Below are 20534 nucleotides of genomic sequence, written 5' to 3'. Positions count from 1 at the left end.
ATGGGCAGAATCGCGCCCAGGAGAAGGAAAACCACCCGCATCTACCAGCCGCTGCTGCGCACCTGGCTGAATGTCAGCCAGCGCCTGAAACCGGGCGCCGCACCCACGTCTGAAGGCGCGGAACCGCCATCGGAGCCACCGCCGGCCAACGACAAAATGCAGCAGGTCAAAGCGCTGCTGGCCAAAGTCTGGCATCTGCCGGACGGTTTCCATTGGATGGAGCCACTGCCCTACTTCCACCGCCGCTGGGTGCTGATCTTCGGCATCATCCTGCTGCTGGCCCTGCTGTGGCCGTACTCGCCCGAAAGACAGCCGTTCCCGGTTTCCCAGCAGGAAACCAGCGTGCCGCTGCAGGCCGATCTGCAAAACGGCGGCACCACGTCTGCCAACGAACCAACGCCGGCGGGCAACTGGCAGCGTTATCAGATCCAGCCCGGCCAGACCCTGGCCCAGCTGTTTCGCGACAACAATCTGCCGGTGAATGAAGTGTTCGCCATGGCGCAGGTGGAAGGCGGCGACAAGCCGCTGAGCAACATGAAAGCCGGCCAGGAAGTGCGCATCGAACGCGACGCCAACGGCGTGATTAACGCGCTGTCGGTTACCACGGTGGACAACAGCCAGGCGCTGTTCCGCCGCCAGGCCGACGGCAGCTACCGCCGGGAACGCTAATCCCTACAGCTGCGCCAGCAAAAACTCGCGCAGCACCACGCCCTGGTTGTGCTCGGTATCTTTGCTGCCATACAGCAGCGTCAGCGTTTGCCCCTGCCGTAACAGCGCCACCAGCGGCTGCCAGGCGTCGTTGGCCGCCAGCTGTTGGCGGTAACGCGCCTCGAAGACCGCCCACTGGTCGGTATGCTGATGGAACCACTTGCGCAGTTCGTCATCCGGCGCCACCTGTTTCAGCCACTGCACGCCCGTCAGCCGCGCCTTGCTGATGCCGCGCGGCCATAGCCTGTCTATCAGATAACAGTGTTCCGGCGCCGGCGCGCTGAAATCATAAACCCGCTGTAGCGTAATCTTTGCCATCGCACGCTCTCCTTTTCATCCCGTCTTCAAGCGTAGCGCGTTTTGCCGGGCGCAGAAAAGCAAAACGCCAGCGCGAGGCTGGCGTTTTAACCGGGTTAACAGCAGCGTAAATTACGCTTCTGCAACCACAACTACATTCAGCTGTGCGAACACGTCGCTGTGTACCTGGAAGTGCACTTCGTGCTCACCAGTGGTACGCAGAACGCCGTTCGGCAGACGAACTTCGCTCTTGGCAACTTCAACGCCTGCCGCAGTCACTGCGTCAGCGATGTCGCGGGTGCCGATAGAGCCGAACAATTTACCTTCGTCGCCAGATTTGGAAGCGATGGTGACTGAACCCAGTTCGTTGATCTTGGTTGCGCGAGCTTCAGCAGCAGCCAGAACGTCAGCCAGTTTGGCTTCCAGTTCAGCACGGCGTGCTTCGAAGAACTCAACGTTTTTCTTGGTAGCAGGAACAGCTTTGCCCTGTGGTACCAGGAAGTTACGAGCGTAGCCCGCTTTAACGTTAACTTGATCACCCAGGCTGCCCAGGTTTGCTACTTTATCAAGCAGAATAACTTGCATTACCTTATCCTCTCAAAGTCGTTAATGGACAGTGGCCGATTACTGATGACGATCAGTGTACGGCAACAAAGACAGGTAGCGCGCGCGCTTGATAGCACGGGCCAGCTGGCGCTGATATTTTGCACGAGTACCGGTGATACGGCTCGGTACAATTTTACCACTTTCGGTGATGTAGTTTTTCAGCGTAGCGATGTCTTTATAGTCAATCTCTTGAACGCCTTCCGCGGTGAAACGGCAGAACTTGCGACGACGGAAATAACGTGCCATTTGGCTAGTCTCCAGAATCTATCAATTCAATCTGCTCGGCATGCAGAACCAATTTGCTCAGCCCGTTGCGCCCTTGATGGCAGCTTACAAAGCCTTGCACGGTAATCTGACTGCCGACCGTTAATCTTTGAGTTAGTGCTTGTGACTGTTGTCCGCTGACAACCACGGGCATTCGGCACCATGCTTGTCTGCTGAATCCGGCTTCCATCTGCTGCGAACGGTGCTCTAGCACAAATTGGCAGTGCGGTATCCCGGAAGGACTCACTTTTCGAACCGGTGCCTTGCACACAGTGCCCGACAAAACCAGACGATTAGCCGTCACGGCGGCAATTACTCTTCAGAATCCCCAGCATCTGCATCATCTGCGGTTTCGTTAGCGAAGTCTTCGCGGCGATCGCCACGACGTTCGTCTTTCGCTTTAACCATCGGAGATGCTTCAGTTACCGCGTGCTTAACGCGCATAACCATGCTGCGGATAACGGCGTCGTTGAAGCGGAAGTTAGTTTCCAGCTCATCGATCGCTTCCTGCGGCGCTTCAACGTTCAGCAGAACGTAGTGAGCCTTGTGCAGTTTGTTGATCGGATAAGCCAGCTGACGGCGGCCCCAGTCTTCCAGACGGTGAATCTGACCTTGCGCGTTAGTGATGGTAGCACTGTAACGCTCGATCATGCCCGGAACCTGTTCGCTTTGGTCAGGATGGACCATAAAAACGATTTCGTAATGACGCATCGAATTGCTCCTTACGGATTATTCAGCCTCCTGTCAGGGTCAACCGCGGCCCATGGAAGCAAGGAACGTGTTTAGTGTGCGGCTGAAAAATGACGCGTAATCATACTGACGCAGGGCGGGAAACTCAAGGACTGCGTGGGTTTTATTCGCGTTAATGCGAGGCGCTATGGGAAATAGCACAATTTGCTCGTGGGAGAACCTATGTACGCCGATCCATCGGTTTCAAAAATCTTTCAATGAAATCAGCGCTGAGTCACAAATCTATTTCACTTTTTTTGAAAGAGGTCATCAAAAGCCCCCGCTTTTTAATCCGCCGCAACGGACTAAAATTAACCATATCCGCCGCAGACAGCGCGACGAAAAAGATTTCAGGTTATTCAATGCAGATAAATGACTTTTTGCCGCAGCGACATTCGCTGTCAGGCCGTAACGGCAAAGGGTTAAGAGAGGCACTATGAAACGCATCATGCTCGCAACGGCGCTGGCCGCCCTGTTTTCCGCCAACCTAATGGCCGCAACGGAGATCACCTCGCACCAGGCCGATCAACGCCAGAGCGTCGGCTTCGTCACCCTGAACCAGAACGTGGTTTCGCCGGATGACGCCAGCAGCCAGGTCAGCAAAATCGCCGATCAACGCGGCGCAAGTTCTTATCGCATCATCGCCCTGCACGAACCGGGCGACAACAGCACGATGCACGTCAGCGCTGAGCTGTACCGCTAAAAACGCACGCCACGCCAGGGAAATCCCCAGGGCTTCATCAGAAAGCCCGTTCAGTCCGCACCGGAGCGCCGCCCGTTGGGCGCTCCGCTTCCCTCATCACAGCTTGAGCAGCGCCGGCATGCTGAACGCCTTGCCCGGATTATGCAATTGCAGCGCCATCTGCAGATAATTTGTCCGCGTTTGCAACAGCTCGGCGCTACCCGTCAGGGTCGCCCGCTGTTCGAACGAGAGCGTATCGGCCGCTGCGGTGTGAGTGGCTGCCGCTTTCGGCGCGGAGGCGAACAACGCCGTCATGTTTTGCACCGTCTGCGCCGTGATGCGCGACAGCGGATTCGCCTGGTTTTGCCGCGCCTTGCCGTCGGCGACCCCCAACATCTCACTGAAGGCCGCTGAGTTAAGCTCGGCGCGCGCTTTCATCGTTCCCATTAAACCGGCCGTACTGCCGATGCTTTTTATCATGCCCTCTGCTCCTTGCTGCCCTGAAAGAATTCACGCTGACATTCTCCCCTTCATTCGGCCAAACGATGGCCGAAACAGCAGGCACAGAGCGGTGCAATTCCTGGCATCGCGCCCGGCGGAGCATCACAGTTCGCGGCGGAAGAAGTCGGCCGTGGCGGACAGCGCCAGCGGCGTGATGCGGTGCTTCACCCCCGGTTCGATGAGCGACGTCAAACGGCCGTCCGCGCCTTGCTGCCGCAGTTCAGCCGCCAAACGCAGGCTGTCCGCCGCCGGCACCACGTCGTCCGTCTCGCCGTGCCACAGCAGCAGCGGCCGCCCGGCGATCGCCGCCAAACGCCCTTCCAGCTCATACTCCGCCAACACGGCGGTGCGCGCCGCAAACGCTGGCGGCGAGAGCGCCTCGCCCTCTTCGCCCAACGGCGGATACAGCGTTTGCGCCAGCGCACGGTAATAGCCGGAACCCATCAGGCTGGCGGCCGCCCGGATCCACGGGAAGCGCGCGAAGGCGCCAAGCGCGGTCATGCCCCCCATAGAGGCACCGGCGACGCCGATACGCCCGTCGGCAATCAGGCCGAACCGCTCGAAATGCGCCTTGATCTGCGGCAGCTCGTCGATATTGCTGCGCAGGATCTCCCAAAACGTGGCCAGACGCCGCGCTTCATCGCCGTCGAACCGCTCGCCGTGCCGATCGGCATCCGGCAATACCACCCGAAAACCGGCGCGCGCCAGCGCATAGGCGAAGTAGGCGTACACCTCTTTCGACGAGGTATAGCCATGACAGAAGAACACCGTCGGCAAGGGCCGCTGATAGTGCCCTGCGGGGACGGCATGGATCACCGCAATATCGCCCGCCCGCTCGTCATGAATTTCGATCATCCGTTCATCCTCAACTCACCTGTTGGCATTCATCATGACAAACTTGCGCCAGCCAGCGTTAGCTCAATCTGTTCCAGCTTATATTGCGTTACACTGAAGCCATCGTACCGGCTCTTTCGAGGTCACCATGACGCTTGTCCGCACACTCATCGCCCTGACGCTGGCCGCACAGCTTTCCGCCTGCGGCATCATGACCACCACGCCGAAACCGCCGCCACCGCCCACCGCACAGGCGCAGGAGATCGTCCGCGCACAGACCGCCGAGCTGGTGAAGATAGGTACCGTCACCGCCGTGGTGCGCGGCAGCCCGATGGACGTGGAAGCGGAGATCCAGCGCAAGGCCACCGCCGCCGGCGCCCGGTATTACGTGATCATCATGAACAGCGAAACCATCGTGCCGGGCCAATGGTATTCCCAGGCGATCCTGTATCGGTAAGGCGGGGATTTTTTAAGCAGATTTACACTGGCTTTGCACAGGCTGAAGTAGGGTATTGCACACTGTCGGACAGCATACCGCATGTTGCGGGTGCGATTCAGGATCTGACGAAGGGGAACGCCATGAAACGCTCCACCGCACTCACCTCCCTCCTGCTTTCAGTGGGGCTGCTCAGCACCGGCGCACAGTCCGCCGAGCTGGCGCCCGCCGATCGCGTGACGCCGCTCAGTGAAATCGCCGAGATCACCTTTAACGATCTGCCCGGTTCACCACAGGAGGCGGAGCAGGCCATCGCTCGCACCGCCGGCCAACACGGCGCCAGCTATTACCGCATCCTGCGGATGGAAGAACAGGCGCACCCGCTTGGCTGGCGCGCCTCGGCCATCTTATACCTTTAGTAGCTCATGCAAGCCGCATTCAACACGCCGCCGCTCACGGAGACGCCCCCCAGGAAAATCCCGGCGGCCAGGTGGTTCGCTTCGATCTTGTCGCTGATGCGTGGCATGTAGATCTTCACGGCCGCGAACAGCAGCAGTTGCACCACCAGCGCCACTACGCCCCACAGCAGGTAATCCAGCAGGCTGATCGAGTTGATCGCCGCGCTGGCCAACGGGATCACATACCCCAGGCAAGCGCCGATGAAAGCAAAGGCGGCGGATTGATTATCGGCCTTGATCAGCGCCCATTCGTCGTGCGGAGTGATGCGGGTATAGACGAACAGAAACACCAAAATCATGGCGAAACCGCTGAAGAAATAAGAGGCGAACGCCGCCAACGCGCTGAGAATATCCATGTGCATTTTCCTGTCAGAGTGAGGCTGAATTAAAAAGGTTTTCGCCGCCGCGCGCCACCCTTTTCCCTAACCGCCGATAGCGCGGTTGAGCAGCAGTTCGCACACCTCTGCCGACAGCAGGCTCTCGCCGCGGTGATCCAGCGTCAGGTGGCACCAGGCGTCGGCTATCTGCGGGCTGGCATGCTGCAGCAGCTGCGCGGCACAGCACAGGTCGAACAGCTGCTGGGTCAGCAGCCGCCCCATCTCTTCACGCGGTTGCCGCACACGCTGCTGCCACTGCCGCCAGGCGTGATCGAACAAGCGATTCTGGCCGCGCACCGGCTGCAGCTCGAACTGCAGCATTTCGAGCGCGCCCGGCAGCTTGTGCAGGCTGCGCAACACGTCCAGACACATGATGTTGCCGGAACCTTCCCAGATGCTGTTGACCGGCATCTCGCGATACAGGCGCGGCAGCTCGCTCTCTTCGCAGTAGCCGATACCGCCCAGCACCTCCATCGCCTCGGCGATGAACGGCATGCCCTGGCGACAGATGCTGTATTTGGCCGCCGGGGTCAGCAGGCGGCTGTAGATCAGTTCGCCCTCATTGCTGCGGCTTTCCCAGGCGCGGGCCAGCCGGAACAGCAACGCGGTATGCCCTTCCAGCCGCAGCGCCATGCGCGCCAGAACCTGGCGCATCAGCGGTTGTTCGATCAGGAGCTTGCCGAACGCCTGCCGCTGCAGCGCATGATACAGCGCCACCGACAGCCCGCGGCGCATCAGGCCGTGGCTGCCGAGCGAGCAGTCGAAACGGGTCAGGCCGCCCATCTTCAGGATATGCCGCACGCCGTCACCCTCATCCCCCAACAGCCAGGCGGTGGCGTCCTGAAACTCCACTTCGCTGCTGGCGTTGGAGCGGTTGCCCAGTTTGTCTTTCAACCGCTCCAGGCGAATGGCGTTGCGGCTGCCGTCCGGCAAAATGCGCGGCAGGAAGAAACAGGACAACCCGCCTTCGGCCTGCGCCAGCACCAGGTGCGCATCGCTCTGCGGCACCGAGAAGAACCACTTGTGCCCCACCAGCCGGTAGGCTTCACCCGGCCCGCGCGCGCCGAGCGGCGCGGCGGTAGTGGTATTGCTCAAAACGTCGGAACCGCCCTGCTTCTCCGTCATGCCCATGCCGATCAGCAGGCCGCGCTTTTGCCCGCCCGGCAGCAGGTGAGCGTCATAACGATCCGACAGCAGCGGCGTCAGCCAGGAGCGAAACTCGGCCGGCAACGCCTGCAGCAACAGCGGCGTGGCGCCGAAGGTCATGGTCACCGGGCACAGCGTGCCGGCCTCGACCTGCGCATGCAGCATAAAGCGCGCGGCGCGCGCCACGAAGGAACCGATGCGCGCATCCTCCTGCCAGGGCAGGTTGTGCACCCGGTTGGCGATCAGCCCCTGCATCAGGATATGCCAGGCGGGATGAAAGCGAACGTCGTCCAGCCGCTGGCCGGTGGCGTCGTAGCGCAGCAGCTCCGGCGGGTTGGCGTTGGCCAGGCGGCCCAGCTCCAGCGACTCCTGGGTGCCAAGCTGCTGGCCCAGCGAAGCCAATACCTCGGCGTCCCAGCCGCCCTGCTCGCGCTGCAACGCTTCGCGCAGCGGCGTATCGGAGAGAAACAGGTTGCTGTTGCCCAGCGGCTTGGGTTGGTTAAAAACGGTGTGCGTAGTCCAGACCATGAGAGTGCTCCCTGAGAAAAGCGTCAGGAGTAAGTATGGTCGGCGCAGAGATTTCTGCCGAAGGCGGGATCACAAGAGGGGGAATTAACGGGGGCTCAGGGCCCCCGTCAGGAGGATCAGCCGCGCTGACGCACCGCTTCGAACAGGCAAATGCCGGTGGCAACCGACACGTTCAGCGAAGAGACGGTACCGGCCATCGGGATACTGATCAGCTCGTCGCAGTGTTCGCGGGTCAGACGACGCATGCCTTCGCCTTCCGCGCCCATCACCAGCGCCATCGGGCCGGTCATTTTGCTCTGATACAGCGTATGGTCGGCTTCGCCGGCGGTACCCACCACCCAGACGTTCATTTCCTGCAGCAGGCGCAGCGTGCGCGCCAGGTTGGTCACGCGGATCAGCGGTACGCTCTCGGCGGCGCCGCAGGCCACTTTCTTGGCGGTGGCGTTCAGTTGGGCAGAACGGTCGCGCGGCACGATCACCGCGTGCACGCCGGCAGCGTCGGCGCTGCGCAGGCAGGCGCCGAGGTTATGCGGGTCGGTCACGCCGTCCAGCACCAGCAGGAATGGCGTTTCCACGCTCTCCAACAGGCCTGGCAGATCGTTCTCCTGATACTGACGCCCTTCGCGCACCCGGGCGATGATCCCCTGGTGCACCGCGCCTTCAACCTTGTCATCCAGCCACTGGCGGCTCGCCACCTGGATCACGATGCCGGTCGCTTCCAGCTCGGCGATCAGCGGTTGCAGGCGGCGATCTTCGCGGCCTTTCAGGATAAACACTTCCAGGAAGCGTTGCGGATCGCGCTCTAACAGGGCTTTGACGGCGTGAATGCCGTAAATAATTTCGCTCATGATGCTCTTTTAAATTCGTGCGGCCGGCGATAACCGGCCGATGGTAACGATGTGCGGCAGGTTAAGCCTGCTCAGCACCTTTCTTCTTGGCTGCGCGTTTGGCTTTGGTCGCCGCCGCGATTTTCCGCGTTTTGTCGGACGCTTTCTTGGCTTTCTTCTTCGCCTTCTTCACGTTGTCCGCGGGCTTGGCGTCATCCTGCTTGCGGAAGGCGCTGTCCGGCTCGAAGTTGGCCGGCGGTTTGCCGCCGCGGCGCTTGCCGCGCCCCGCGCTACCGCTGTCGCGCAGCGTGCGCTGGCCGCCCTTCTTGGCGCGATCGCGCTCGGTTTTGCCTTCACCGCGCGCTTTGCGGGTGCTGGACACCAGCGCGAAGTCGATCTTGCGCTCGTCCATATGCACCGCGTCCACGCGGATCTCCACCGTATCCCCCAGGCGATAGACCGTGCCGGAAGACTCGCCGATCAGGCGCTGGCCGATATTATCGTAGCGATAGTAATCATTATCCAGCGTTGATACGTGCACCAGCCCGTCGATGAACAGATCGTTCAGGCGCACGAAGAAGCCGAAGCCGGTCACGCTGGAGATGATGCCGCTGAACACTTCACCGACGTGATCCTGCATGAAGTCGCACTTCAGCCAGTCGGCGACGTTGCGCGTCGCTTCGTCCGCGCGGCGCTCGGTCATCGAGCAGTGTTCGCCCAGCTGCAGCATCTCTTCGAATTCGCTGTGCCAGCCGCCGGTCGGCGTCCAGCGCTCTTTCGGCTCGCCGTGTTCTTTGGCCAGCTGATATTTGATCGCGCGGTGCAGCGCCAGATCCGGATAACGGCGGATCGGCGAGGTGAAGTGGCCGTAAGACGCCAGCGCCAGGCCGAAGTGGCCGCGGTTTTCCGGATCGTAAATCGCCTGCTTCATCGAACGCAGCAACATGGTTTGCAGCATTTCGTGGTCAGGGCGCTCGGACACTTCATCCATCAGCACCGCATAGTCCTTCGGCTGCGGCTTGTTGCCGCCGCCCAGCGTCAGCCCCAGCTCGCTCAGCACGCTGCGCAGCGCGGAGATGTGGTCGTCGCTCGGACGATCGTGCACGCGATACAGCGCCGGCTCGTTGCGTTTCTCGACGAAGCGCGCGGCCGCCACGTTGGCCATGATCATGCACTCTTCGATCAGCTTGTGGGCGTCGTTGCGCACCGTCGGCTCCACGCGCTCGATGCGGCGTTCGGCGTTAAAGATGAACTTGGCTTCTTCGGTTTCAAACGCGATGCCGCCGCGCTCGGCGCGCGCCTTATCCAGCACCTTATACATCGCGTGCAGCTCTTCCAGGTGCTTGACCAGCGGATGGTAGTGCTCGCGCAGCTCCTGATCGCCCTGCAGAATGTGCCACACCTTGTTATAGGTCAGGCGAGCGTGCGAGCTCATCACCGCTTCGTAGAACTTGGCCGTGGACAGGCGCCCCTGGGCGGAGATGGTCATCTCGCACACCATGCACAGGCGATCGACCTGTGGGTTCAGGGAGCATAGCCCGTTGGACAGTACTTCCGGCAGCATCGGGATCACCTGCGACGGGAAGTACACCGAGTTACCGCGGCTGCGCGCTTCATCGTCCAGCGCGGTGCGCGGGCGCACGTAGTAACTGACGTCGGCGATCGCAACCCACAGGCGCCAGCCGCCGCCGCGTTTTTTCTCGCAGTACACGGCGTCATCGAAGTCGCGTGCGTCTTCACCGTCGATGGTGACCAACGGCAGCTTGCGCAGATCGACGCGGCCCTTCTTGGCCGCTTCCGGCACCTGCTCACTGAGATCGGCCACCTGCTTTTCCACCTGCGGCGGCCAGGTATGCGGGATCTCATGGGTGCGCAGCGCGATGTCCACCGCCATGCTGGTGCCCATCTTGTCGCCGAGGATCTCGACGATCTTGCCGACCGCCTTGGTGCGACGGGTCGGACGCTGCGTCAGCTCCACCACCACCATAAAGCCCATGCGCGCGCCGCTGACGCTGTCCGCCGGGATCAGAATATCGAAGCTCAGACGGCTGTCGTCCGGCACCACGAAGCCGGTGCCGGCATCCATGAAGAAGCGGCCGACAATCTGGCTGGTTTTCGGCACCAGCACGCGCACGATGCGCGCTTCGCGGCGCCCTTTGCGATCCGCGCCCAAGGCCTGCGCCAGCACCACGTCACCGTGGATCGCCATTTTCATCTGTTCGGCAGACAGGTACAGATCGTCTTTGCTGCCTTCCACGCGCAGGAAGCCGTAGCCGTCGCGGTGGCCGATCACCGTGCCGCGCAGCAGATCCAGACGTTCCGGCAGCGCGTAGCACTGGCGGCGGGTAAACACCAGCTGGCCATCGCGCTCCATGGCGCGCAGGCGGCGGCGCAGCGCTTCCAGCTGCTCTTCACCGCTGAGACCCAGTTCGTTGCCCAGTTCTTCGCGGCTGGCCGGCGTTTCACGTTTCGCCAAATGGGCCAGGATATATTCACGACTGGGGATGGGGGATTCGTATTTTTCTGCTTCTCGTTCCAGGAATGGATCTTGTGACATTGCGGTTCCTCCGTTGTCATCAGCAGGATGACGTTGAGCCTTGTCTTCTCAACGTCGTTTTATTCGACAAGCAATAGCTTGTAGAGCGGCGGATTGTCTTCGACCATATCGGCCAACGTATGCTTATCCAGCTCTTCAAGGAAATTCTGTACGCCCTGTTGGAGCACCTGCTTCAGTCGGCAGGCAGGGGTGATGTGGCAAAACTCGCTGCTGCAGTTAACCAGCGCAAGCGGCTCCAGCGCCCGCACCACGTCGCCGAGGCGAATGCTCTCGGCCGGTTTGCCCAAACGGATGCCGCCATGCTTGCCGCGCACCGCCGTGACAAAACCGACCCGGCTCAACTGATTGATGATCTTCACCATATGGTTGCGAGACACGCCGTAAACCTCGGTCACTTCCGAGATACTGGTCATCTTGTCCTGCGGCAACGAGGCCATGTAGATCAACGCCCGCAGGCCATAATCAGTAAAACTTGTTAACTGCACATCTTACCTCTGGGTATCGTTTTACCCGTCTGATACGCCGCTTTTCGGCGCTATTCAAAAGATTACTCATTGGATAATAAACCAGCCGGAGAGTTCGTCGCTAATTATTTAGCGAATCCCGCGCCCTAAGGCGGGTTTATGAAAGGATTTTTTGACGTGAAACCGCAATCGGAGGGAGTCAGGATAAAAACAAACCGGGACGCGCCCGGTTTGTTTACTGCCGCAAAGCCTGATTATGCGTCGAACGGGTCGCGCAGGATCATGGTTTCGCTGCGATCCGGGCCGGTAGAGATGATGTCTACCGGTACGCCGGTCACTTCTTCGATGCGCTTGATGTAGTTCAGCGCAGCCTGAGGCAGCTTGCTGTGCTCTTTCACGCCAAAGGTGGTTTCGCTCCAGCCCGGCATGGTTTCGTAGATAGGCTCGATACCTTCCCAGCCTTCAGCCGCCAGCGGAGTGGTATCCACTTCGCGGCCGTCCGGCATGCGGTAGCCCACGCAGATCTTCACTTCTTTCAGGCCGTCCAGGACGTCCAGCTTGGTCAGGCAGAAGCCGGACAGGGAGTTGATCTGCACGGCGCGACGCACCGCTACCGCGTCCAGCCAGCCGGTACGACGACGACGGCCGGTGGTGGCGCCGAACTCGTTACCCTGCTTGCACAGGTACTCGCCGGTTTCATCGAACAGTTCGGTTGGGAACGGGCCTGCACCCACGCGAGTGGAGTAGGCTTTCACGATGCCCAGCACGTAGTCCACATAACGCGGGCCGATGCCGGAACCGGTAGCCACGCCGCCGGCAGTGGTGTTGGAAGAGGTGACATACGGGTAAGTACCGTGGTCGATATCCAGCAGGGTGCCCTGAGCGCCTTCGAACATGATCAGGTCGCCACGCTTGCGCGCGCCGTCCAGCAGTTCGGAAACGTCAACCACCATGGCGGTCAGGATGTCGGCGATAGACAGCACGTAGTCCAGCGTCGCCTGATAATCGACGGCTTCAACTTTGTAGTAGTTGACCAGCTGGAAATTGTGGTAATCGACGATCTCTTTGAGCTTAACGGCGAAGGTTTCTTTGTTGAACAGGTCGCTGACGCGCAGGCCGCGACGAGCCACTTTATCTTCGTAAGCCGGGCCGATGCCGCGACCGGTGGTGCCGATCGCTTTCGCGCCGCGCGCTTTCTCACGCGCGTTGTCCAACGCGACGTGGTAAGGCAGGATCAGCGGGCAAGCTTCAGAGAGTAACAGACGTTCGCGTACCGGGATGCCACGCGCTTCGAGTTCACCCATTTCTTTCATCAATGCGTCCGGCGCCAGAACAACACCGTTGCCGATGATGCTGGTGACGTTTTCACGCAGAATACCTGAAGGAATTAAATGAAGGACGGTTTTTTCACCGTTGATTACCAGAGTGTGGCCAGCGTTATGGCCACCTTGGTAGCGCACAACATATTGAGCCCGTTCAGTCAGCAGGTCTACAACCTTGCCTTTACCTTCGTCACCCCATTGGGTGCCCAGTACGACGACGTTCTTACCCATTTTTCAAAATCACCGATTGCTTAAAAATGGATTCTACCACCGTAATTTTCGATTTTCAGCACTTTTAGCATACGATTGCATAAATTTTGGGCTAGACTTTAAAGACCCGTGCGGCCGCTCAACATGTAGTAGATCACGCAGCCCGCAACCACTATTCCACCGCCAAATCGCCGCAGCGTCGCGTCCGGCAGCTGCGACATCGCCACAATCATTTTGCGCCAGGCCTGCGGAAACAGCATCGGCCCTAATCCTTCCAGCACCAGAACCAGCCCGAGCGCCAGCCAAATCGTTGAGTTCATGCATCCCCCAAAAACGAGAAAGGGCCCGCGTAAACGGGCCCTCGATCAGATTGCCTGCCGCGCTTACTTGCGCAGGGTATCAGGCGACTTCATGTAGCGGAAGAAATCGCTGTCCGGGCTCAGTACCAGCACGTCCTGGTTGTCCTTGAAGCTGGCTTCATAGGCACGCAGGCTGCGGATAAAGGCATAGAAGTCCGGATCCTGGCTGAACGCGTTGGCGAACAGCTTGGCCGCTTCGGCATCGCCTTCACCGCGGGTGATACGCGCCTGACGCTCGGCTTCCGCCAGGGTACGGGTCACTTCGTAGTCCGCGCTGGCGCGCAGCTTCTCGGCTTCTTCCTGACCCTGCGAGCGCAGACGACGGGCTACCGCTTCACGCTCGGCGCGCATACGCTGGTAGATGGCGTCGGACACTTCGGCCGGCAGGTTGATCTGCTTGATACGCACGTCGATCACTTCGATGCCCAGCGCCGCCATGCTGTTCGGGTTCACCTGCGGCTGTTTGCCGGTGGTTTCCCGCTCAACGCGCGCCGCCGCAGAGGCGATAGCGTCATCGGCTTCGGTGGTCGCCACTTCTTCGCCGTCACCCACGGTGCCGGTGTTCAGCGCGTCACGCACGTCGGACATCAGCTTGCCGCGCGAGTCGGTCACGATGTCTTTCACGTCCAGGCGGCCGATTTCGGAACGCAGACGGTCGCTGAACTTACGCTTCAGCAGCACTTCGGCCTGGGAGACGTCGCCGCCGCCGGTCGCCAGATAGTAACGGCTGAAGTCGCTGATGCGCCACTTCAGATAGGAGTCGACGATCAGGTCTTTCTTCTCGCTGGTCACGAAACGATCGGCCTGGTTGTCCATGGTCTGGATACGCGCATCCAGGTTCTTCACGGTCTCGATGAACGGGATCTTGAGGTGCAGACCCGGCGCATACACCAGCGGCTTGTTTTCGCCGTCGCGCAGAACCTTGCCGAAGCGCAGCACGATGCCGCGCTGGCCTTCCTGCACCACGAACAGCGAAGCGTACAGCACCACCAGCACCGCGAGGACAATAACTACAAAAGACTTACGCATTGATTACTCTCTCCCTACGCGAGTGGTGTCGTCACGCTGCGCATTCGCCCGGCGCTGATCCATAATCGAACCGCCGCTGGTACGCGGAGTGCTGCTGTTGGCAGCCGGCGCAGGATTCGGATTGAGGCGAATCAGGCTGGTATCCTTGTTGCCGCTCTCCGGCGCCGCGCCTTGACCGCGCAGCATCTGATCCAGCGGCAGCACCATCAGGTTGTTGCCTTTGTCGCTCACCAACACCTTACGGGTATGGCCCAGCACTTTTTCCATGGTTTCGATATACAGACGCTCGCGGGTGATCTGTGGAGCGGACTTGTATTCCGGCAACAGTTTGGCAAAGCGCGCCACCTCACCCTGCGCTTCCAGGATGGTACGGTCTTTATAAGCCTTGGAATCTTCCAGCAGACGCTGCGCCTGGCCGTTCGCACGCGGCTGAACTTCGTTGGCGTAAGCTTCCGCTTCACGGATGTATTGCTGCTCGTTCTCACGCGCGGCGATCGCATCGTCGAACGACGCCTTCACCTCTTCCGGCGGACGCGCCGCCTGGAAGTTGACGTCCAGCAGCGTGATGCCCATGTTGTAAGGACGAATGGTCTCTTCCAGCATGCGCTGCGTATCGTTACGCACCACGGTACGGCCTTCGGTCAGGATGCGGTCCATCGAGTATTTGCCGATCACGCCGCGCAGGGCGCTGTCGGTCGCCTGGCTCAGGCTGTCGTCGGCATTGACGACGCTGAACAGGTACGCTTCCGGGTTGGTCACGCGGTACTGCACGTTCATTTCCACGCGCACCACGTTTTCATCGGAGGTCAGCATCACGCCGGACGCCGCCAGCTCGCGCACGGATTCCACGTTCACCGGACGCACGTCGTCGATGAAGGTCGGCTTCCAGTTCAGACCCGGCTGCACCAGGTGGCTGAACTTGCCGAAACGCGTCACGACGCCGCGCTCAGCTTCCTTGATGGTGTAGAAGCCGCTGGCGGCCCAGATCACCACCACGGCCACCGCCGCGATACCGATAATGCGGCCGCTGAAGCCCGGACCAGAGGTGCCGGTGCCGCCGCTATTGCTGTTGGAGCCTTTGCCCCCGCCAAAACCGCTCAATTTCTTGCTCAGTTTACGGAAGATATCGTCCAAATCAGGTGGCCCTTGATCACGACCGCCTTTGTTGTTACCGCCAGAGTTGCCGCCATTGTTATTGCTGCTCCCCCACGGGTCGCGGTCCTGTCCGTTATTACCGGGCTGATTCCACGCCATGTTTTAGCTCCATATTCTGTGATTGGGTACTTCAGGCTTTCGCGAAGCATAAATGTAACAGGATATGATCATACGATAAAGTCAATCAGGTCCTGTTCTTGCTTGCAGAGACGACGCCATTCGACGATCGGCATTCGCACCACCACGCCAATGCTGCCGTCCTCTTCGTTCCACTCTTTTTCAATCGCCTGAAGCTGGTAAAAACGGCTGCGAAGACGGCCTGCCCGTGGCGGTAAGCGCAATTCGTAATGCGCGATCTCCCCCGATAAGCGCTCCGTCAACGCCTGATACAGCAACGGAATACCCTCTCCGCTGGCGGCGGACAGCCACACCCGGATCGGCAGGTTTTCGTCGTTGCGGTCGATACGCGGCACAAAATCGTCCAGCATATCTATTTTGTTCATCACTAACAGTGTAGGGATTTCATCCGAGTCTATCTCCGCCAGCACGGTGTTCACCGCTTCGATGTTCTCATCGACGCGCGGATCTGCGGCATCGATGACGTGCAGCAGCAGAGATGCCTGGCGCGTTTCCTGCAGCGTCGCCTTGAAGGCGGCCACCAGATCGTGCGGCAGGTGCCGGATAAAGCCTACGGTATCCGCCAACACGGTATCCCCCACGTCCGGCACGTCAATGCGCCGCAACGTAGGATCCAGGGTGGCAAATAGCTGGTCCGCCGCATACACCTCGGCAGACGTTATTCGGTTAAACAGGGTGGATTTGCCGGCGTTGGTGTAGCCCACCAGCGATACGGTCGGCACATCGGCGCGGGTCCGCGCGCGTCGGCCTTGTTCACGCTGCTTTTCTACCCGCTCCAGGCGGCGCAGAATCAAGCTGATGCGATCGCGTAACAGGCGACGGTCGGTCTCAAGCTGGGTTTCCCCCGGCCCGCGCAGGCCAATCCCCCCTTTTTGCCGCTCCAGGTGCGTCCAGCCGCGTACCAGACGCGTGGCGATGTGACGCAACTGCGCCAGCTCCACCTGCAGCTTACCTTCATGGGTGCGGGCACGCTGGGCGAAGATGTCTAAAATCAGCCCGGTGCGATCGATCACCCGGCATTCGCACAGGCGCTCGAGGTTTCTTTCCTGCGCCGGGGAAAGGGAATGATCAAACAGGACAACAGACGCGCCGCTGGCTTTCACCGCATCTGCAATTTCTTCGGCCTTTCCTTCGCCGACAAAGTACTTCGGATGCGGGGCTTTGCGGCTACCAGTCACCACTTGCAAAGCTTCGACACCGGCTGAGGAAACCAACGATTCGAACTCGTTGAGGTCTTCCGTATCTTTGTCTTGCGAGAAATAGATATGAACCAGTACGGCCTGCTCACCGGCTTCATAACGGTCAAACAAGCGTGCAACCTCTCAAACGGACACTCACCGTGAGTTTGGGGGACATAAACAGCCCGCGGCTGCTTATGCTCCCCGTCATGGTTGACTTGCAACGCGCTTTATTCAGCGTCATCGCTTTCCTGCTGCGGCTGTTGCTGCGCAGACGGATTGTTGCCATGGTGATAGTTGCTTGAACCGCCGCTCGGGTTGTTGCTGTGATGCGAAACCGGACGTGACGGGACAACGGTAGAGATAGCGTGCTTATACACCATCTGGCTAACCGTGTTCTTCAACAGGATGACAAACTGGTCAAAAGACTCAATCTGGCCTTGCAGCTTAATACCATTCACCAAATAAATAGAAACCGGAACACGTTCACGACGCAATGCGTTCAGGAACGGATCTTGCAAAGATTGCCCCTTAGCCATTCTATCTTTTCCTTATTTGCTTGTTGTTTGTAACTAAGAACCTGTCGGCTCTAAAATAAACGACGTAAAAAATTTGCGCGCTGAATACTCAGCAATTGTACACAATCACCCAACCTATGCACTAACAACCTGTGTCACCGAGTCCAAAGCCTCTCCCGGCTTTTCACTGTCCAACCAATGGACCGACTCCCAACCCCGTAACCAGGTCATCTGGCGTTTAGCCAACTGACGTGTTGCGCAAATACCACGATAAACCATCTCATCGTAACTAATTTCACCAGACAAGTATGACCACATCTGGCGGTAACCGACACAGCGAATGGAGGGCAAGTCCGTATGCAAATCACCCCGTGCGAAAAGTGCACGCGCTTCCGTCTCAAAACCCGCCGCCAACATTTGATGGTACCGCAGCTCGATGCGTTGATGGATCAACTCACGGCTGGTCGGCGCTATCGCAAATTGGTGAACTTGATACGGTAACGATTCACCCGAAATTTTAGTCAGTTCCGTTAAAGTTTTACCCGAAATAAAAAAAACTTCCAGTGCTCTGGACAGTCTCTGCGGATCATTCGGATGAATTCTCAATGCCGCGACCGGATCGATCGCCTGTAACTGACGGTGCAACGCCTCCCAACCCTGCTCCGCCGCTTGCCGTTCGATGCGCTCGCGCACCGCGGGATCGGCAGACGGCAGCGGCGACAATCCTTCCAACAACGCCTTGAAATACAACATGGTGCCGCCGACCAGCAGCGGAATGCGCCCGGCGGCGGTGATGTCGGCCATCTCCTTCAGCGCGTCGGCGCGAAACTCCGCGGCCGAGTAAGCTTCGGCGGGATCGCGAATATCGATCAGCCGATGCGGCGCCTGCGCCAATTCTTCAGCGCTCGGCTTGGCGGTGCCGATATCCATGCCGCGATAAATCAGCGCGGAATCGACGCTGATCAGTTCCACCGGCAGGCGTTCGCGCAGCGCGATCGCCAGCGCGGTCTTGCCCGAGGCGGTCGGCCCCATGATGAAAATAGCCGGGGGACGTGGTGTCATTTCAGTTTCAGTCATGCTTGAGGGCCGCCAGTGCGGCCTGTAAATCAACGGGTTGTAAAAGTCCGCTCGGTGGCGATTTGACCAGTTGCGGGCAAAGTCGTTCAACGTCGGTCAGCAATTGTATCGCTTGCGAGGTGTTCCACTGTTCATGTTCGCTGCCAAGGCGGCGAGCGAGCCAGGTGGCCAGCACCACGGGCGACATCTCCTGATGTTCGGCCAGATAGCCTAACAGTTCGGGTATCAGTTTTTGTAAATTTTGTTGGCGTAATGGTAAAGGCACTGCGCGCAGCGTCACACGGCCGTGATCCGCCTGCAGATCCAGCCCCATCATCGTCAGCAGCGCCTGATGCCGCGCGATGGCCGCCACTTCGCGCTTGTCCAACGTCAGCTTGACTGGGATCAGCAGCGGCTGCGGCCGCAGCCCTTCCGTCGGCGGGTTGAGCTGCGCCTGGCGCAGCCAGCGCTCGGCCACCGTCAGATTGAGCAACGCCGGCTGCTGGCGCTGTTCAATCAACGCGTAGCACGGCGGGTGGATCATCAGCACCCGGCCAAAACTGTGCTGGCCGCTCGCCAACGGCGTTTCCGCTGCGGCTTTCGCCGGCGGGAACAGCGGCGGCTTGCTCGAAACTTCCGACGCCGCATCGGCCTGCGGCTCGGCGGCGGGCTGCATCAGTTTACCGTACAGCTCGCCTTCGCGTTTCTGGTAACTGCCCGCCGTTTGCCAACCCGGCTGCGGTGCGCGCTCGCGGGCGACGCCGGCCGGTGGCGGCGTTTCGCGACGCGGCGCAGGCTGAGAAAAATGATTGCCGCCGGCGGCGACGCGGTTTTCCGGCTGCCAGACCGGCGCAGACGCTTCTTCAGGCGTTTCCGCCAGCGGCAGCGGCGGCGTCTGACCGGCCTGCTGCAGCACGGTGGTTACCGCCTGGTAGATAAAATCGTGCACCAGCCGCGCCTGATGGAAACGCACTTCGTGCTTGGCGGGATGAACGTTGACGTCCACCTGGTGCGGATCGACCTCCAGATACAGCACGTAAGCGGGTTGCTGATCGTCTTTCAGCTGATCCTGATAGGCCTGACGAATGGCGTGGTTGATCAAGCGATCGCGCATCATGCGGCAGTTGACGTAGCAGTACTGCATTTCACCCAGCTGGCGCGCCCCGGCCGGATCCGCCACCCAACCGCGGATGCTCAGATCGCCGTGCTGCCAGTCGATGTTCAGCGCATGCTGCAAAAATGCCGGGCCGCAGATGCTGCCCAAACGGCGCTCGTGCTGGCTCTCTTCTTTCGCCGCCCGGTATTGACGGATCAGTTTGCCGTTGTGGCTGAGGTTGATCGCCACATCGAAACGCGCCAGCGCGATGCGCCGCACCACTTCGTCGATATGGCCGAATTCGGTTTTCTCGGTGCGCATGAACTTGCGGCGCGCCGGGGTGTTGTAAAACAGATCCAGCACTTCCAGCGTGCTGCCGACCGGGTGCGCGGCGGGTTTGACCGTCACCGCCTGCTCGCGCCCTTCGGCATAGGCTTGCCACGCCTCGCTCTGCTCGGCGGTGCGCGACGTCAGGGTCAAACGGGAAACCGAACTGATACTGGCCAGCGCTTCGCCGCGAAAACCGAGGCTGACGATCGCCTCCAGGTCGTCGAGCGTGTTGATTTTACTGGTGGCGTGCCGCGCCAGCGCCAGTGCCAGATCGTCCTTGCCAATGCCGCAGCCGTTGTCGCGAATGCGGATAAGCTTGGCGCCGCCGCGTTCAATGTCGATATCGATGCGCGTCGCGCCGGCGTCCAGGCTATTTTCCACCAGCTCCTTGACGACCGACGCGGGGCGTTCAACCACCTCTCCGGCGGCGATCTGGTTGGCGAGCTGTGGCGGTAACACCTGGATAGGCATGCTGACTCCTGTAGCGATGGCGCTAGGCCTGCGGAATGGTCAGCGTCCGATCCAGCGGCGCGACGTCCGACTTCAGATTATTGACCCGTTTCAGATCGCCGACGCTGACCCCATAGCGAGAAGCGATGGAGGAGAGCGTATCCCCGCGGGCCACTTTATGTTTAGACGGCTTCTTGGCCGGCGTTTTCGCCTTGGCGACGGTGGTGACGGCGGCGGTTTTCCCCGCCGGCACCTTCAGGCGTTGCCCGACCCACACGC

26 protein-coding genes are annotated in these 20534 nt (G+C 60.1%); 5 read left to right on the top strand and 21 right to left on the bottom strand.

Going from position 1 to position 20534, the window contains the following annotated elements:
• Complete coding sequence (locus tag AWX27_RS10780; RefSeq protein ID WP_047729278.1) at window positions 1-669, top strand: OapA family protein; 669 nt, start codon at window positions 1-3, stop codon at window positions 667-669.
• 3 nt (window positions 670-672) lie between these two features.
• Here AWX27_RS10780 and AWX27_RS10775 read toward each other — a convergent pair whose 3' ends face one another.
• The 5 genes from AWX27_RS10775 to rpsF all read right to left on the bottom strand — a co-directional run bounded on the left by AWX27_RS10775 (window position 673) and on the right by rpsF (window position 2586).
• Complete coding sequence (locus AWX27_RS10775; protein ID WP_047569644.1) at window positions 673-1026, bottom strand: DUF488 domain-containing protein; 354 nt, start codon at window positions 1024-1026, stop codon at window positions 673-675.
• Window positions 1027-1137: 111 nt separating this feature from the next.
• A complete protein-coding gene (gene rplI, locus AWX27_RS10770; RefSeq protein WP_004933629.1) occupies window positions 1138-1590 on the bottom strand; it encodes a 50S ribosomal protein L9 in 453 nt (150 codons plus the stop codon).
• A 39-nt stretch (window positions 1591-1629) separates the two neighbouring features.
• Window positions 1630-1857, bottom strand: coding sequence for a 30S ribosomal protein S18 (rpsR, locus tag AWX27_RS10765; protein WP_000135199.1), 228 nt, complete (start codon window positions 1855-1857; stop codon window positions 1630-1632).
• A 4-nt stretch (window positions 1858-1861) separates the two neighbouring features.
• Window positions 1862-2179 (bottom strand): primosomal replication protein N, encoded by a 318-nt coding sequence (gene priB, locus AWX27_RS24500; protein WP_049233092.1) that lies wholly within the window; start codon window positions 2177-2179, stop codon window positions 1862-1864.
• Between the two features lie 8 nt (window positions 2180-2187).
• The gene (gene rpsF / locus AWX27_RS10760) at window positions 2188-2586 is read right to left on the bottom strand and encodes a 30S ribosomal protein S6 (protein WP_004933634.1); all 399 of its coding nucleotides are present in this window, start codon (window positions 2584-2586) and stop codon (window positions 2188-2190) included.
• A 236-nt stretch (window positions 2587-2822) separates the two neighbouring features.
• Here rpsF and AWX27_RS25060 point away from each other — a divergent pair, with 236 nt between their 5' ends.
• Together AWX27_RS25060 and AWX27_RS10755 are read left to right on the top strand one after the other, a co-directional pair.
• Complete coding sequence (locus tag AWX27_RS25060; protein WP_126179771.1) at window positions 2823-3044, top strand: hypothetical protein; 222 nt, start codon at window positions 2823-2825, stop codon at window positions 3042-3044.
• Window positions 3041-3307, top strand: coding sequence for a YdgH/BhsA/McbA family protein (locus tag AWX27_RS10755; protein ID WP_060421907.1), 267 nt, complete (start codon window positions 3041-3043; stop codon window positions 3305-3307). Before AWX27_RS25060 ends, AWX27_RS10755 begins: the two co-directional genes overlap by 4 nt.
• Window positions 3308-3403: 96 nt before the next feature.
• Here the strand turns inward: AWX27_RS10755 and AWX27_RS10750 are convergent, their stop codons facing one another.
• Both AWX27_RS10750 and yjfP read right to left on the bottom strand, forming a co-directional pair.
• The gene (locus AWX27_RS10750; protein WP_060421903.1) at window positions 3404-3766 is read right to left on the bottom strand and encodes a hypothetical protein; all 363 of its coding nucleotides are present in this window, start codon (window positions 3764-3766) and stop codon (window positions 3404-3406) included.
• A 123-nt stretch (window positions 3767-3889) separates the two neighbouring features.
• Window positions 3890-4642 carry an esterase gene (yjfP, locus tag AWX27_RS10745; RefSeq protein WP_060421901.1) on the bottom strand — a complete coding sequence of 251 codons (753 nt, stop codon included), beginning with the start codon at window positions 4640-4642 and terminating at the stop codon, window positions 3890-3892.
• A 127-nt stretch (window positions 4643-4769) separates the two neighbouring features.
• Between yjfP and bsmA the strand changes: the two genes are divergently transcribed.
• Window positions 4770-5078 carry a biofilm peroxide resistance protein BsmA gene (gene bsmA / locus AWX27_RS10740; RefSeq protein ID WP_038879199.1) on the top strand — a complete coding sequence of 103 codons (309 nt, stop codon included), beginning with the start codon at window positions 4770-4772 and terminating at the stop codon, window positions 5076-5078.
• 122 nt (window positions 5079-5200) lie between these two features.
• Window positions 5201-5476 (top strand): YdgH/BhsA/McbA family protein, encoded by a 276-nt coding sequence (locus AWX27_RS10735; RefSeq protein ID WP_033638652.1) that lies wholly within the window; start codon window positions 5201-5203, stop codon window positions 5474-5476.
• Here the strand turns inward: AWX27_RS10735 and AWX27_RS10730 are convergent.
• The 14 genes from AWX27_RS10730 to AWX27_RS10665 all read right to left on the bottom strand — a co-directional run.
• On the bottom strand, window positions 5473-5871 hold the full coding sequence (locus tag AWX27_RS10730) for a DUF350 domain-containing protein (RefSeq protein WP_015376394.1): 399 nt from the start codon (window positions 5869-5871) through the stop codon (window positions 5473-5475). The genes AWX27_RS10735 and AWX27_RS10730 overlap by 4 nt on opposite strands.
• A gap of 66 nt (window positions 5872-5937) precedes the next feature.
• Window positions 5938-7566: an isovaleryl-CoA dehydrogenase gene (locus AWX27_RS10725; protein ID WP_060421896.1), complete on the bottom strand. Its 1629-nt coding sequence runs from the start codon at window positions 7564-7566 to the stop codon at window positions 5938-5940.
• A gap of 116 nt (window positions 7567-7682) precedes the next feature.
• Window positions 7683-8414 carry a 23S rRNA (guanosine(2251)-2'-O)-methyltransferase RlmB gene (rlmB, locus tag AWX27_RS10720; protein ID WP_038879203.1) on the bottom strand — a complete coding sequence of 244 codons (732 nt, stop codon included), beginning with the start codon at window positions 8412-8414 and terminating at the stop codon, window positions 7683-7685.
• 61 nt (window positions 8415-8475) lie between these two features.
• Entirely contained in the window at window positions 8476-10950 is a 2475-nt protein-coding gene (rnr, locus tag AWX27_RS10715; protein WP_060421893.1) for a ribonuclease R, read from the bottom strand.
• Between the two features lie 59 nt (window positions 10951-11009).
• Entirely contained in the window at window positions 11010-11435 is a 426-nt protein-coding gene (nsrR, locus tag AWX27_RS10710) for a nitric oxide-sensing transcriptional repressor NsrR (RefSeq protein ID WP_015376391.1), read from the bottom strand.
• 233 nt (window positions 11436-11668) lie between these two features.
• Window positions 11669-12967, bottom strand: coding sequence for an adenylosuccinate synthase (locus AWX27_RS10705; RefSeq protein WP_033648701.1), 1299 nt, complete (start codon window positions 12965-12967; stop codon window positions 11669-11671).
• Between the two features lie 98 nt (window positions 12968-13065).
• The gene (locus tag AWX27_RS10700) at window positions 13066-13266 is read right to left on the bottom strand and encodes a DUF2065 domain-containing protein (protein ID WP_004933666.1); all 201 of its coding nucleotides are present in this window, start codon (window positions 13264-13266) and stop codon (window positions 13066-13068) included.
• Between the two features lie 63 nt (window positions 13267-13329).
• Entirely contained in the window at window positions 13330-14334 is a 1005-nt protein-coding gene (gene hflC / locus AWX27_RS10695; RefSeq protein WP_004933669.1) for a protease modulator HflC, read from the bottom strand.
• Window positions 14335-14337: 3 nt separating this feature from the next.
• On the bottom strand, window positions 14338-15588 hold the full coding sequence (hflK, locus tag AWX27_RS10690) for an FtsH protease activity modulator HflK (RefSeq protein WP_038879209.1): 1251 nt from the start codon (window positions 15586-15588) through the stop codon (window positions 14338-14340).
• A 68-nt stretch (window positions 15589-15656) separates the two neighbouring features.
• Window positions 15657-16937 (bottom strand): ribosome rescue GTPase HflX, encoded by a 1281-nt coding sequence (hflX, locus tag AWX27_RS10685; protein WP_004933675.1) that lies wholly within the window; start codon window positions 16935-16937, stop codon window positions 15657-15659.
• Between the two features lie 98 nt (window positions 16938-17035).
• The gene (hfq, locus tag AWX27_RS10680; protein WP_004933678.1) at window positions 17036-17344 is read right to left on the bottom strand and encodes an RNA chaperone Hfq; all 309 of its coding nucleotides are present in this window, start codon (window positions 17342-17344) and stop codon (window positions 17036-17038) included.
• A 114-nt stretch (window positions 17345-17458) separates the two neighbouring features.
• The gene (gene miaA / locus AWX27_RS10675) at window positions 17459-18400 is read right to left on the bottom strand and encodes a tRNA (adenosine(37)-N6)-dimethylallyltransferase MiaA (RefSeq protein WP_060421891.1); all 942 of its coding nucleotides are present in this window, start codon (window positions 18398-18400) and stop codon (window positions 17459-17461) included.
• A complete protein-coding gene (gene mutL, locus AWX27_RS10670; RefSeq protein ID WP_060421888.1) occupies window positions 18393-20276 on the bottom strand; it encodes a DNA mismatch repair endonuclease MutL in 1884 nt (627 codons plus the stop codon). Before mutL ends, miaA begins: the two co-directional genes overlap by 8 nt.
• 22 nt (window positions 20277-20298) lie before the next feature.
• Window positions 20299-20534 (bottom strand): LysM peptidoglycan-binding domain-containing protein (locus tag AWX27_RS10665; protein WP_156428561.1); only part of this gene is annotated, 236 nt, incomplete at its 5' end.

It is taken from the genome of Serratia sp. 2880STDY5682894 (assembly GCF_001537385.1).
GTDB lineage: Bacteria > Pseudomonadota > Gammaproteobacteria > Enterobacterales > Enterobacteriaceae > Serratia > Serratia nevei.
This window is presented reverse-complemented; position numbering and strand designations above follow the sequence as displayed.